The 13379-nt window shown below is 69.7% G+C and carries 13 protein-coding genes and 1 tRNA gene; 7 read left to right on the forward strand and 7 right to left on the reverse strand.

Translation table 11 applies throughout. The features are described 5' to 3' along the window. Nucleotides 1-6 precede the first annotated feature (6 nt). Nucleotides 7-1161, reverse strand: coding sequence for an epoxide hydrolase family protein (locus tag ABZX61_RS47380; RefSeq protein ID WP_355204986.1), 1155 nt, complete (start codon nucleotides 1159-1161; stop codon nucleotides 7-9). A gap of 63 nt (nucleotides 1162-1224) precedes the next feature. On the opposite strand from ABZX61_RS47380, the gene ABZX61_RS47385 reads away from it, so the two are divergent. Further along, the gene (locus ABZX61_RS47385; protein ID WP_355204989.1) at nucleotides 1225-2187 is read left to right on the forward strand and encodes a YafY family protein; all 963 of its coding nucleotides are present in this window, start codon (nucleotides 1225-1227) and stop codon (nucleotides 2185-2187) included. 17 nt (nucleotides 2188-2204) lie between these two features. Continuing rightward, the gene (locus tag ABZX61_RS47390; protein ID WP_355204992.1) at nucleotides 2205-2870 is read left to right on the forward strand and encodes a 4'-phosphopantetheinyl transferase superfamily protein; all 666 of its coding nucleotides are present in this window, start codon (nucleotides 2205-2207) and stop codon (nucleotides 2868-2870) included. Between the two features lie 12 nt (nucleotides 2871-2882). On the opposite strand, the gene fxsT is transcribed toward ABZX61_RS47390, so the two are convergent. After that, a complete protein-coding gene (fxsT, locus tag ABZX61_RS47395) occupies nucleotides 2883-5438 on the reverse strand; it encodes an FxSxx-COOH system tetratricopeptide repeat protein (RefSeq protein ID WP_355204995.1) in 2556 nt (851 codons plus the stop codon). Between the two features lie 110 nt (nucleotides 5439-5548). Here fxsT and ABZX61_RS47400 point away from each other — a divergent pair, with 110 nt between their 5' ends. From ABZX61_RS47400 to ABZX61_RS47420, 5 genes are all read left to right on the forward strand, one after another. Next, the gene (locus tag ABZX61_RS47400; RefSeq protein WP_185078173.1) at nucleotides 5549-5716 is read left to right on the forward strand and encodes a hypothetical protein; all 168 of its coding nucleotides are present in this window, start codon (nucleotides 5549-5551) and stop codon (nucleotides 5714-5716) included. Between the two features lie 122 nt (nucleotides 5717-5838). Further along, on the forward strand, nucleotides 5839-6750 hold the full coding sequence (locus ABZX61_RS47405; protein WP_355204999.1) for an SIR2 family protein: 912 nt from the start codon (nucleotides 5839-5841) through the stop codon (nucleotides 6748-6750). Beyond that, entirely contained in the window at nucleotides 6747-8396 is a 1650-nt protein-coding gene (locus ABZX61_RS47410; protein WP_355205002.1) for a hypothetical protein, read from the forward strand. Before ABZX61_RS47405 ends, ABZX61_RS47410 begins: the two co-directional genes overlap by 4 nt. Before the next feature lie 49 nt (nucleotides 8397-8445). Then, a complete protein-coding gene (locus ABZX61_RS47415; protein ID WP_355205004.1) occupies nucleotides 8446-9642 on the forward strand; it encodes an FxsB family cyclophane-forming radical SAM/SPASM peptide maturase in 1197 nt (398 codons plus the stop codon). Next, a complete protein-coding gene (locus tag ABZX61_RS47420; protein ID WP_355205007.1) occupies nucleotides 9639-10925 on the forward strand; it encodes an HEXXH motif domain-containing protein in 1287 nt (428 codons plus the stop codon). Before ABZX61_RS47415 ends, ABZX61_RS47420 begins: the two co-directional genes overlap by 4 nt. Before the next feature lie 42 nt (nucleotides 10926-10967). Here the strand turns inward: ABZX61_RS47420 and ABZX61_RS47425 are convergent, their stop codons facing one another. From ABZX61_RS47425 to ABZX61_RS47445, 5 genes are all read right to left on the reverse strand, one after another. Further along, the gene (locus ABZX61_RS47425) at nucleotides 10968-11750 is read right to left on the reverse strand and encodes a glycerophosphodiester phosphodiesterase family protein (RefSeq protein ID WP_355205009.1); all 783 of its coding nucleotides are present in this window, start codon (nucleotides 11748-11750) and stop codon (nucleotides 10968-10970) included. A 33-nt stretch (nucleotides 11751-11783) separates the two neighbouring features. Continuing rightward, the gene (locus ABZX61_RS47430; RefSeq protein ID WP_355205011.1) at nucleotides 11784-12194 is read right to left on the reverse strand and encodes a hypothetical protein; all 411 of its coding nucleotides are present in this window, start codon (nucleotides 12192-12194) and stop codon (nucleotides 11784-11786) included. Nucleotides 12195-12420: 226 nt separating this feature from the next. Further along, nucleotides 12421-12849: a type II toxin-antitoxin system VapC family toxin gene (locus ABZX61_RS47435; protein ID WP_355205014.1), complete on the reverse strand. Its 429-nt coding sequence runs from the start codon at nucleotides 12847-12849 to the stop codon at nucleotides 12421-12423. Further along, a complete protein-coding gene (locus ABZX61_RS47440; protein ID WP_350740708.1) occupies nucleotides 12846-13097 on the reverse strand; it encodes a hypothetical protein in 252 nt (83 codons plus the stop codon). Before ABZX61_RS47440 ends, ABZX61_RS47435 begins: the two co-directional genes overlap by 4 nt. Before the next feature lie 191 nt (nucleotides 13098-13288). Beyond that, a tRNA-Ala gene (locus tag ABZX61_RS47445) sits at nucleotides 13289-13361 on the reverse strand. Between the last annotated feature and the right edge of the window lie 18 nt (nucleotides 13362-13379).

Below are 13379 nucleotides of genomic sequence, written 5' to 3' on the forward strand. Positions count from 1 at the left end.
GAAGGGTCACCGGAGGTCTCGGAAGAACGTCCTTACGTCTCCGACCAGGAGCCGGGGGACCTCCATCGCCGCGAAGTGGCCGCCCCGCTCGAACTCCGACCAGTGGACGACGTTGTTGTCACGCTCGGCGATGGAGCGGACTCCGAAGTCGCCGGGGAACACCGCCACCCCGGCGGGCACCTCGGAGCGTGTCGCCGGCCGCCCCCAAGCGGCCCTGCCCTCCTTGTAGAGGCGGGCGGACGAGGTGGCCGTACCGGTCAGCCAGTAGACGCTGACGTTGGTGAGCAGCAGGTCGCGATCGACGGCGTCCTCGGGGAGCTCGGCGGCCGGATCGGTCCACTCCTTGAACTTCTCGACGATCCAGGCGAGCTGCCCGACCGGCGAGTCGGCGAGCCCGAATCCCAGTGTCTGCGGACGGGTCGACTGGATGATCGCGTACCCGGCGCCCTCCTCCATCTGCCGCTGCAGGCGGGCGAGCCGCTCCTGCTCGGCTTCGCTCAGGGCGGCCAGCTCTGCCGGATCCCCGGTGGGGAATCCGAGGCTGCCGTTGACGTGGACGCCCACGACGTGCTCGGAGTCGATGCGGGCCAGCTCCGGAGAGACCACGGAGCCGGTGTCGCCGCCTTGGGCGCCGTACCGCTGATAGCCGAGCCGGCTCATCAGCTCCGCCCAGGCACGGGCGATCCGGGACATGTCCCATCCTGTCTCGCGCGTCGGCCCGGAGAAGCCGAACCCGGGGATGGACGGGGCGATGACGTGGAACGCGTCGGCAGGGTCGCCGCCATGCGCACGGGGGTCGGTGAGCGGCCCGATGACGTCCATGAACTCCACGATCGAACCCGGCCACCCGTGGGTGATGATCAGCGGCAATGCGTCCGGCTCGGGTGAGCGGACGTGCAGGAAGTGAATGTTCTGTCCGTCGATCGTGGTGGTGAACTGCGGGAAGTCGTTGAGCCTCTTCTCGTGCTCGCGCCAGTCGTAGGAGGTCTGCCAGTACTCGGCCAGCCCCTTCAGGTAGCCGACGGGGACGCCGTAGGTCCAGCCGACGTCGGGCAGCTCGTCGGGCCAGCGGGTACGCGCCAGCCGGTCCCGCAGGACGTCCAGGTCGGACTGCGGGATATCGATGCGGAACGGCCGGATTTCGGTGCTCTCGGTGTGCATGGGCCAGACGTTAATTCGCCTTGCGGACGATTATTGTCCTCAAGGGGCGTCAGACTGAGAACTGTGTTGGAGACCTCAGCGCGCCTGCTCCGGCTCCTGTCGCTGCTTCAGCTGCGACGCGACTGGTCCGGCGCCGACCTCGCCGAGCGCCTGGACGTCGACGTACGAACCGTCCGGCGCGACATCGACAAGCTGCGCAGCCTCGGCTATCCGGTGGGATCCACGTCGGGCACGGCGGGCGGCTACCGCCTCGGCGCCGGTGCGGCCCTCCCACCGCTGCTGCTCGACGACGAGGAGGCCGTGGCGGTCGCCGTCGGACTCCGTGGCGCCGCGGTCGGCACCGTCGCGGGGATCGAGGAGACGTCGGTACGCGCGCTGCTCAAGCTCGAACAGGTGCTGCCGTCCAGGCTGCGCCGCCGGGTCGAGGCGCTGCAATCGGTCACCGTTTCCCTGCCCGGCACCGGACCGACGGTGGACCCGGAGACGCTGACCGCGATCGCCGCCGCCTGCCGCGATCACGATCGTCTGCGCTTCGCCTACCGCAGCCGCGACGAGACGGCGAGCACCCGCGTCGTCGAGCCCCATCGGCTCGTGCACACCCCCCGCCGCTGGTATCTCGTGGCCTGGGACACCGGCCGCGAGGACTGGCGGACCTTCCGGGTCGACCGCATCGGGAGCCGGCCGTCCTCCGGACCGCGGTTCACCCCGCGCCCGGCGCCGGCCGAGGATGTCGCGGGTTACGTCTCCGAGTCCGTCGCGTCGGCTCCGTACCGCCATCAGGCCCGGATCCTGCTCCACACCTCCGCCGAGCGGGCGGCCGCCGGCATGTCCCCCACGGCGGGCCGGATAGAGGCGATCGACCAGCGCACCTGCCTGCTGCACACGGGATCCGACTCGCTCGACGAGATCGCCCTCTATGTCGGACTCACCGGGTTCGACTTCGAAGTCCTCGACCCGCCCGAACTCCTCGACCGCATCCGCGCCCTCACCGACCGCTTCGCCCGGGCGACCCGGCCGAGACCGTGAACGATAATGCGTTCACCATGCTCGATGAGATCCTGCCCTCGTGGGTCGCCACCGCCGAGCTCTTCGGCGACCCGCCGGACATCACGCTCTTCCCTGAGGAGGAAGCCCTCGTTTCGGACTCGGCGGACAAGAGGCGGCGCGAGTTCCGTACGTCCCGTCACTGCGCCCACCTGGCACTACGGCGGCTCGGCGTGGCCCCCCGCCCCGTCCTCCGCGGCGAGCGCGGCGCTCCCGCCTGGCCGCCCGGGGTCGTGGGCAGCATCACGCACTGCGCGGGCTACCGGGCGGCGGCGGTGGCGTGCGGCGCCCTGTCGATCGGCATCGACGCCGAACCCCACCTCCTGATGCCCCGCGGCGTCCTGGAACGAACCGCGACCCCCGCGGAAGCCGCCGCCCTGGACCTCCTGGACATCCCGGACCCGGGCCGCCTGCTGTTCAGCGCCAAGGAAGCGATCTACAAGGCGTGGCACCCGCTGACGGGCCAGTGGCTCGGCTTCCTGGACGCCACGGTCACCTTCACTGCTTCCCCATCCCCCTCACCAGACCCGCCGGCCGCGTCCGGGACCTTCGCCGCCGAGATCGCGGTCCACGGCCCGGGCTGGCCGACCCGCTTCGAGGGCCGCTGGCTGGTGAGCGGCGGCCTGATCGTGACGGCGATCGCGGTCCCCACCCCCTCCGCCTAGCCCGGGCCCTGGCTAGAGAACGGGTGGGTCGAAGTCGAAGTCGAGGCGGTTGCCCCGGCGGGACACCAGCACGTCGGGATGGTTGGGGCCGAGCACCCGGTCGTAGCGATCCAGCACGTCCTCGCGCAGCGCCGCCGCCTCCTCCGTGGCCCCCGTGGCGAGCAGGTCGACGACGAGGTTGGCCCCGGCGGCCAGCGTCACCGGGTGATCGTCGCCGAACAGGGCCCGCAGGTCCAGCAGGGTCTGCTCCCCGAGCACCCGCGCCTCCTCGTGCAACCCCACCTCGGCCAGGTCGCTGGCGAGGTTGATGGCGCAGGTCAGGGAGAAGTAGTGCTTGCGCGTGAGCCGCCGGTCGAACCCGGCCAGCGCCGCCTCGTCGATCTCCCGAGCCTGCTCCTTGCTGCCGCTCACCCGCAGCAGCAGGGCGAAGTTGCTGTCGCAGCCGTACTTGAACGGGTGCTCGTCGCCGTACATGCTGGCGAACCTGGAGACGATGTCCCGCAGCAGCCGCAGCGAGTCGTCCACCTGGTCGGCCGCCCGCTGGGCGTTGGCCAGGCAGAGGGCGGCGGCCAGGGTGTCGGGGTGGTCGATGCTGGTGCCGCGTTTCTGCACCTCGAAGGTGCGGTCGGCGAGTTCGAGCGCCTCTTCGATGAGCCCCGCCCGGCGTTTGGCGATCGACAGGTCCTTGGCGCAGCGCAGCGTCCAGGGGTGCTCCTGGCCCAGCTCCTGGAGACCGAAGTCGTAGGCGTCCTGGCCGAGGTCGCAGGCCTCGCGGTAGCGGCCCTGGAGACGTACGACGCGGGCGAGGTTGTTCATCGAGGAGAGCACGTTGGCGCGGCTCGCGCCCGACCCGGCCTGCCGCTGCAGCTTGAGCACGCGCGCGTGCAGGGACTGCGCCTCCTTGTAGTCGCCGAGCAGCAGGTGGTCGAGGGCGAGGTTGTTCATGGCGCGCAGGGTGCGGCGGTGCGAGCGGCCGAAGACAGCCTCGTGCCGGCTCAGCGATTCCTGGTCGTGCTCCCGCGCCTCCGCGAACTCGCCGCGGTTGCGCAGGTCGGCGCCGTGGCTGTTGGTGAGCAGCAGGGTCTCCTCGTCGCCCTCGCCGAGCACGCGCCGCATCCGTTCCATGAGAGCCTTGTTCAGCTCGAACGACTCGTCGATGCTGCCCAGCTCACGGATGATGATCGCGTAGTGGCGCTGGGCGGTGAGCACGTGGCGGTCGTCCTCGCCGCCGTCCTCCCGCCAGGCCTCCAGGAACTCCTGCACCAGCTCGCGGGCCGACGCGAAGTCGCCCGAGGTGTAGACGTAGCGGATGATGTTGAGCGCGAACTTGCGGACGTTGGGGTCGCGGCTGCCCTTGACGTCGGCCGTGGTGATGTGGCCGAGGAGGTTGGCGTAGCGGGGCCAGGCCGTGGTGTCGTCCGGCTCGTAGTCGGCCACCGAGGCCGACAGCAGGAGGTGGACCTCGCGGCGGAAGGCGTCGGCCTCGTCGCCGTCGAGCTCGTCGCGCAGCAGCGCCTGGACCAGCCGGTGCACCTGGACCGTACGGCTCTCCGAGTCGATCCGCACCAGGGCGTACCTGCCCAGCTCCCGGATGACCTGGCTGAGCTGGATCGGGTCGGCCAGCAGGCCGGCGATCTTGGATCCGGCCGCGTACGCCTCGGGCAGCTCGTCCAGCAGGTCGCGCGGGATCGGCTCGGGCCCGAAGAACGCGAAGCAGCGCAGCAGCTCGACCGCGTCGGGCAGCCTGGCCTTGAGCTGCGACACCGAGGTGGCCCAGGCCGCCGTCATCGACAGCGGGTAGTCGGACGGCTTGTTGGCGCCCAGGAGCCGGGTCGTCTGCCTCTTCAGCAGCCGCAGATATTCATCGGTCGACATCCCCGACTCGGCCTGCAGCGCGCCCGCCTGCTCCAGGGCCAGCGGCAGGTCGCCGAGGGCCTCGGCCAGCCGGTCGGCCTGCTCGTGGTCGATCGCCCGCCCCACCCGCTTGACCAGGAACGCGACGCTCTCCTCGCGCTCGAACACGTCCACGGGAAGGGTGTCGACCACGCCCTGCCAGCTGTGGTTGCGGGAGGTGATCAGCACGTGGCCGGGGCCGCGCGGGACGATGTCGTTGATGTCCAGGGTCTCGGCGTTGTCGAAGATCAACAGCCAGTTCCGGTACGGGTCGCCGCGCCGCAGCGCGTCCAGCGCCGCCTCGGCCGCGTCCTCGACGCTGTGGGGACCGACCTTGAGATGCAACTCCCGGGCCAACCCGGCCAGCGACGACTTCACCAGCATCGTCTGCGCCGACGGCACCCACCACACCAGGTCATAGGCGTGCCTGAAGCGGTGGGCGTACTCGATCGCGAGCTGCGACTTGCCCACGCCGCCGAGTCCTTGCAGAGCGTGCGGCGCGGGTTGAGACTGGTCCTGTGCCTGGGGGAGGACGGCAGTGACCTTGGACTGGAGCCCCGTACGGAGCTTCTCGATGAGGTCGTCCCGACCCGTGAAGTTCTTGTTCCGCTGGGGGACTTTGCCCCATACGGACGGCGCATGGCCGGAATCGTGTTGCGAGTGCGAATTTGTCACGATATCGCCTCGAGTCGGCCGGTCGTCACGTCAGCTGAGACAAGCATAGACAGCATATTGAAGCCAGAGATAGATAGGATCCGCTAGATCCATCAGGTCCAGGGAGAGCGATGAACAAGGAAGCAGTGCAGGGGTACGGCGGTGGGCTCATTGATGTCAGCGGGCGCACCCTGGAGGAGCTCAAAGACATCGACGACTCCCGGTTGAAGGACGCCATAGACCGCCTTCTCGACGAGACCGGCGTGACGCCCGTGGCCAAATTCCAGTCTTCCATCTGAGTCAGCCCGCGGGTCGGCCGCCACGCCTGACCTGCGGGCCGGCACTTCCCCCACATTTAGGCCAGCCCGAAAACATTCACATATTTCCATCCGTCCCGGGTCATATACTCCTCAGCACAAGAATGGTCCTGCCGGTGGGGTGGCGCGTGAACGAAGCGGACTGGGTGCGATTGGTCAGACAGCTCCGCAGAGGCGACTGTACCCCGCTTCTCGGGGCGGGCGCCTGCTATGGGCGACTTCCGACCGGCAAGGAGCTCAGCAAGCACTTCGCGAAGGAGTACGGCTTTCCGTTCGCCGACCACGGAAATCTCGCGCACGTGATGCAGTACGCGGCTCACGTGCATAACGATCCCACTGATCTCAAAGTGGAAGTCTGCGCATACCTGAAACAGCGCGCGGCGGGCGCCATCGACCCGCTCGACCCGCACACGGTGCTGGCCGAGTTCCCGATCAAGACTTTTCTCACCACCAACTACGACGACTTCATGCTCCAGGCTTTACAGCACTGCCGCAAAGGTCCGCGCACCCCGAACGTGTGCAGGTCGACGTGGTGGGAGCCGACGAAGCGGGCCGTCGTGCCCGACCCCGATCCCGACCATCCGCTGATCTACCATCTGCACGGGAACTGGGACGACCCCTCCTCCATCGTGCTGACCGAGAACGATTACGTGCAGTATCTCCTCAATCTGCGCGACGTCGACGACGCGAACGGCCGCCAACTCCTCCCGATTCCCGAGCCGGTGCTCGACGCCATGACCTCGAGCCCGCTGCTCTTCCTCGGCTACAGCCTCCAGGACTGGAACTTCCGGGTGCTCTTTCACGGGCTGATCAAATCCATTCCCTCCACCCGACAGCGCCGGCATATCAGCGTGCAACTCCTGCCGGAGCTGAACACGTCGCTGACCGACGCGGAGAATCTGGCCGGCGAATACCTGAAGAGCTATTACGCCGACCTGAAGATCTCGATCTACGTCGGCACCACGTCCGCGTTCTTCAAGGAACTGCTCGACTGGAATGCGAGGACGCCGCTATGACCGTGACCGATCCCGCCGGCCGGCCGTTCGTCGGGCTGCGCCCCTTCGGCCGTGCCGACAGCGACCTGTTCCACGGAAGGGAGCAGGAGTCGCGGGAGATCGCCACGCTCTGGCGGGCGGCCGGGCTGACCGTGCTCTACGGCGCCTCCGGCGTGGGCAAGACCTCGCTGCTCAACGCGGGCGTGCTGCCCAGGATCGATCCGGAGCGGGCCGACGTGCTGCCCGTCGCCAGGATCTCGCCGCACACCCCGCTCCCGATCGCGGGCGGCAACCCGTACGTCATGGCGCTGCTGTCGGCCTGGGCTCCGGACGCCTCGCCCGGCTCGCTGGCGGGCCTGACCATCACGCGCTTCCTGACCGAGCGCCCCGGGCGCGAGGACGAGTACGGCGACCCGCTGCCCGTCCTGGCCGCCATCGACCAGGCGGAGACCCTGTTCCACAGCGACCTGGCCCGCCAGCGCGACCGCAAGGAGCTCGTCGACCAGCTCGTACAGGCCATGCGCGACCACCCCAGCCTGCACCTCCTGCTCTCGCTCCGCGAGGAGTACCTGTTCCTCGTCCTGCCCTACGAGCGCCCGTTCGGCCAGGGCTCGCGGGCCCGCTTCCACCTGCAGCCGCTCTCCCCCGAGGCGGCGAGGCAGGCGGTGGAGCGGCCGCTGGACCGCACGTCCAGGACCATCACGAGCGCCGCCACCCGGCTCCTGGTCGGCGAGCTGCGCTCGGCCACCGTCAAGGACGCGTGGGGCAACCCGTCCACCGTCGAGCTGGATCTGGTGGAGCCGGTCCAGCTCCAGGTGGTCTGCTCCGCGCTGTGGGACTCGCTGCCCGACGAGGTGACGGAGATCGGCGAGGAGCACGTGCGGGTGTACGCGGTGGTCGAGGAGTTCCTGTTCGACTTCTTCAAGCGCGCGGTCGGGGAGGTGGCGCGCGAGTTCGACGTCCCCGTGGGGGAGCTGCTGCTCTGGCTGCGCCGTACGTTCATCACCGACCATGGCACCCGCAACATCGCGTACGAGGGCATCGAGCAGACCATGGGCATGCCCAACGCCGTGGCCCGCGCCCTCGATGACCGGCACATCCTGCGCGGCGAGCACCGCATGGGCAGCCGCTGGTACGAGCTGGCCCACGACCGGCTCATCGGCCCGGTCTCGCACCGCGGCTCGCCCGCGACCTACCTGGAGGCGGCCCGCACGGCGCGGGCCCAGCGCAACTGGCCGCTCGCCGCCCGGCTCGCCGACGAGGCCAGGCACGCGGCCGAGCCCGACGACTCCTGGGTGCGGGCCGAGGTCGCCGAGATCCACGCCGACGCGGCGCTCGCCCAGGGCGACGTCAAGCAGGTACGCCGCTACTGCGACGAGGCGGTGAGCCTGTACGCCGAGCGCGGGCGCTTCGACGGGGTCGCCCGCGCGCTCACCATCGACGGCCGCTGGCACCTGGCCCATGGGGATCTCACCCGAGCGATCGAGCAGATCAACGCGGCAGTGACCCTCGCACCGAATGACATATCCGCACAAATGGCACTAGCTGAGGCATTTCACCGTTCGGGCACTCCCCGAGCCGCCGCGGCCGTGGTTCACGGCATCTTTCCCCTGCTCACCGACGAGGCGCTCGAAAGGGCCAACGAGATGCTTCGACTATCGGAATGACGTCATATGCTGGGCACCTCGCAAGTCTCAATGTGGAGGCTGATCCGCGGTGTCAGAGTGGCCAGCGACATTGGACGTCGACGCGCTGCTGGTCCGCGGCTGGCGGCCGACGCCGTTCCGGCAGTTCATCCTGAAAGTACATAGCAGATGTGATTTGTCATGCACATATTGCTACATGTACGAAATGGCGGATCAAAGCTGGAGATTTCGCCCAAAACGTATGTCTCGGGAAACGGTCGAGGCCACCGCGGGCAGGATCGCCGAACACGCCAAGGCACACGATCTCGACAGCGTCGACGTGATCCTGCACGGCGGTGAGCCGCTCCTGGCCGGCCACGACGACATCCGCGACCTCGTGGGCGTCGTCAGGTCCGCCGTGCCGGTCCGCGTGGACGTCAGCGTGCAGACCAACGCGACGCTCCTCGACGCGCGCTTCCTGCGGCTCTTCGACGAGCTGGAGATCGGCGTCGGGGTCAGCCTCGACGGCGGGCAGGCCGACCACGACCGCTCCCGCCGCACCGCCGACGGCCGCGGCAGCTACCACCGGGTGGCCGCCGCGCTGGAGCTCCTCACGTCCGAGGACTTCCGGCACCTGTTCCACGGGCTGCTGTGCACGGTCGATCTCCGCAACGACCCCCTGGGCACCTACACCGCCCTCCTGGGCTTCGACCCGCCACTGATCGACTTCCTGCTCCCCCACGGCAACTGGTCCGAGCCGCCGCCCGGCAGGGTCCCCGGCTCGCCGGACACCCCGTACGCGACCTGGCTGGCGACCGTCTTCGACCAGTGGTACGCCACCCCGTCCCACGCCACCCGCGTCCGGCTGTTCGACGAGATCATCCACCTGCTCCTCGGCGGAGAGTCGGCCACCGAGCAGATCGGCCTCTCGCCCGCGGCCATGATCGTGATCGAGACCGACGGCGAGATCGAGCAGTCCGACCTGCTCAAGTCGGCGTTCGAGGGCGCCGGGAGCACCGGGCTGCACGTGGCCCGCGACTCCTTCGACGACCTCCTGCTCCTGCCCTTCACCGCCGCCCGCCAGATCGCCCGCCTCGACCCCGCGCCGGAGTGCGCCGCGTGCGAGGTGGGCATGATCTGCGGTGGCGGTCTGTTCGCCCACCGCTACAGAGCGGGCAACGGCTTCCACAACCCCTCGGTCTATTGCGCCGACCTGCTGAGCCTGATCAAGCACGTTGGCCGGACCGTGCAGGCCGACGTCCGTCGCCGTACTAAGGATCCCCGATGAACCTCACTGACCACCGGATCCCGGCGGACGCGTTCGACGCCCTCGCGAACGGCGGCGGAGGCGGCGGCGCCGTGCGGCGGCTCAAGGCCGCCCAATACAGCAAGCACCTGCTGCTCATCAGGGGTGTCCTGGACGTGGCCCGCGACCTGGGCCACACCTCCTGGGCGCGGACGCGGCGCGCCTACGACCTGCTCGCCACGCTCCAGACGAGCCATCCGGAGGCGGTCGGCCGGGTCCTGCAGCACCCGTCGGTCGGCGCCTGGGCCCGCCACGCCATCCGTTCCCGGCGCTCGCCGGAGCAGCTGGCCGCCCTCGCCGCGGCGGCGGCCATCCACGCCCGTACGACGTGCGAGGTGGACGTTCCGGTCTTCGCCGGCAGGGCCATGCTGCCGTCGCTGGGGCAGGTCGCCTTCCCCGGCGGCGTGACCATGGCGACCGTGCACTGCTGGCCGGAGGGCGCGGAGGTGAGCGCGGGCGACCTGGTGGTCGAGATCCGCGACGACGCCCCCGGCTGGCAGCGGCTGCGCGCCCTCTCCGCCGAGTCCCGGGGCAGAAGCCTGAACGTGCTCATCGACGATCTGGACCCGCACCGGCTGCCGGGGGCGACCGACCTGCACGGGCGGCTCACGGACGCGGAGGCGGCCCGCTGGCAGCGCCTCCTGGACGAATCCTGGCAGCTCCTGGTGAGCCACCACGAGCCGATCGCCGAGGAGGTGTCGGCCGGCATCACGGTCCTCACGCCGCTGACCGCACCCTCGACGGGCTCGTCCAGCGCCTCCTCGCGCGACGCCTACGGCTGCATCGCCCTCTCCGACCCGCCGGACCCCCGCACGCTGGCGGAGACCCTCACCCACGAGGCCCAGCACGCCAAGCTCTCGGCCCTGCTCGACATCGTGCCGCTGACCGCCCCCGACGACGGCTCCCGCTACTACGCGCCCTGGCGCGAGGACCCCAGGCCCGCCGGCGGGCTGCTCCAGGGCGCGTACGCGTACCTGGGTGTGACGGACTTCTGGCGGCGGCAGCGGCAGCACGAGTCGGGCGAGGACGAGATCCGCGCGAGCGCCGAGTTCGCCCGCTGGCGGGCGGCGGCCCACCTGGTCACCCGCACCCTCCTGAGCAGCGGCCGGCTGACGGAGCACGGGGTGACCTTCGTGGACCGGATGGAGAGCCGGCTAGGCTCCTGGGCCGCCGAGCCGGTGCCCGCCGCGGCGACGGCCCTGGCCGAGGGTGCCGCCGAGCGCCACCGGACCCGCTGGCAGGCCCGCAACGGCGCCCTCAACTGATCGGCCACCGGACGACACCGGTAGGCCGGACCCGTCACCGGGTCATTGGCACTTCCCCTTCAGCCACGCGTTGAACTGGGGCGTGTAGTCGGTGGCCACCCGCTTGGCGCCGCGATCGAGCGCCCCCTGCCACGCGCTCTCGTTCAGCGTCCACGAGGGGGGCGGCTCCTCCCACTTGGTGACCTCCGGCCAGATGGGCCCGCCGCTCAGCACCTTGGTCATGCCCGCGGCGCTCACCCGGCTCCTGAGCTCGGCGGCGATCTCGCTGTTGTGGGAGTACAGGATGATCTCCTGCGACTGGTAGCGCTCCTTGACCGGGTCGAGCACCTCGGCCCAGGCCCGCGCCTTGATCGCGGCGTTGGAGCTGAGCAGCGACTGCCGGGCCTCCGGCTTGATCTCGACCAGCCCGATCATGCCGGCGCTCTTCATCTCGGCCAGCCACTCGCGGAAGGTGTAGACGGTCTCGCCCTCGAAGATGCCGCGGTTGATGGTCCGGCCCTTGAGCGCGGTGTCGCCCGCCGCCCACCAGATGTCGGTGATGTTCTTCTTCGTGCCCGTCAGGCCCCAGGTAGAGGTGTTGTGCCACATGACGGCCTTGGTGCCGTCCTTGGTGAGCTGCAGGTCGGCCTCGACGCCTGACGCGCCCCAGGACTGGTAGCGGCGGATGGCCGTGGGGTTGTTGGGCTGACGCACCTGGTCCCGCTCCCAGGCGTTGGCGCCCGTGGGGTAGCCGCCGTGCCCGAAGATCAGCGGGCACGCGGGCAGTGCGGAGGACGGAGCGGTGAGCAACGAGGCAAGCGCTAAAGCGACGAGGGAGGCTGCCAAGGTTCATACCTTTCGATCATGTTTTCCCGCACACTACCGTTCGGTCAGGAAGGTCCGCAGGAGGCGGGTGCAGGCGTCGGGTCGGTCGCCCGCGATGGCGTGACCCGCGTTCGCGCGGCCAGGCGAGGCACCGACGAGGAGCGCGCGATACGCGGCGGCAGCGGCCCTGCGGGTCTGTCCGCGCCGCCGGGACCCGCCCATCACCCAGACGACGGCCGCCAGGCCCGCGGCCTGGAGAGCGAGTCCCGCGACGGTCCTCACCGGCGCGCCAGCGGCAAGAGCCGTCCCGATCACGACCAGGACGGCGCAGACGCCCCCGGCCGCGGCGAACCCGGCCGTACGGCGCACGGCCGGCGAATGCAGGGCGACCAGCACCGCCACCAGAGCGCCACCGACCGTCCCGAGGCCCAGCAGAGCGTTGTCGACTGTCCCGACGCCCAGCACCGCCGAGGGCCCACGGGGGTGCGAGGCGAGAGCTGAGGGCGGCGAAGGCGATCACCGTGCTCGCCGCCGGAAGGAGCCCTGGGACGTGCGGTGTCCAGCGCAGGATCTGCGCGACGGCCGGGACGCCCGGAAGCAGCATCTCCCGCCATCCCGGCGCCCACAGCGATCAAGCCTGAACAGCAAAAAGCCCGGCTCCATCACGGAAGCCGGGCTTCTTTCATCGAGGCTAGCCCGTCGCGCCGTGAGGTCGTGTCACAGCGACCACGTTCACAAGCCGTTCCAGGCCGTCGAAGTCCTTGGGGTTCGCGGTGAACAACGGCAGCTCGTTACCGGCGGCCGTTGCAGCGATCATCAGGTCGGCGGTCCGGCTTCGTGGCTGTCGACCTTGCATGTACACGACGGCACAGATCTGCCCGAACACGCGGGCCGCCTCGGCGTCGTACGGCAGCGGATCACCGAACGCCGCCTCGGCATACTGGAGCACCGCGACCCTTCCCGCACGCTTGACCGGATCATCGGTGGCATACGGTCCACGCGACAGTTCGCCAAGCGTGACTGCGGTGATCGCCGACTCTGCGGGCAGTTCGGCGGGATCGAAGAGCTTGAAAGCAGCCACGATGTTCGTGTCGAGAACGCCTCGCTCATGCCGGGTCACAGGCCGGTCCCGTCGAGCGGATCGCGTAGCTCGTCATCGATCATCGCGTCCAGATCAGTCCGTACCTCGTCCCAGTCAATAGCCGGGGCGGTGGCGAACACGGCCTGCGCCTCAGCTGTGGGAACGAACCGGCGACGCTTGATCGGCTTCACTTCGGCGAGCGGCTCGCCGTTGAGCGTCAGAATGTACCGCTTTCCCTCACGCAGGCCGCGCGTGACGCCACCAGAGTCGTTGACGAACTGGCGCACGCTCACCTCGGTCGAACGAGGTATTGGAGCATCCATGGCTCAATCGTACCTCGGCGTACCACGCCATAGTACGACACCATGATCGTTTGCGGTGTCCACTCCCAGCACGGGCATCATTGACCAGGCCTTGCCCCAAACGCACAAAAGACGGCGATGCCCCGAAGGACACCGCCGCTGATCGAATCCGCTTGTGGAGCTATGGGGATTCGAACCCCAGACCTCCTCCATGCCATGGAGGCGCGCTACCAACTGCGCTATAGCCCCTGGTCACCGCTCCGAGTC

This window comes from Nonomuraea sp. NPDC003709, assembly GCF_040610775.1.
Classification (GTDB): Bacteria; Actinomycetota; Actinomycetes; order Streptosporangiales; family Streptosporangiaceae; genus Nonomuraea; species Nonomuraea angiospora_A.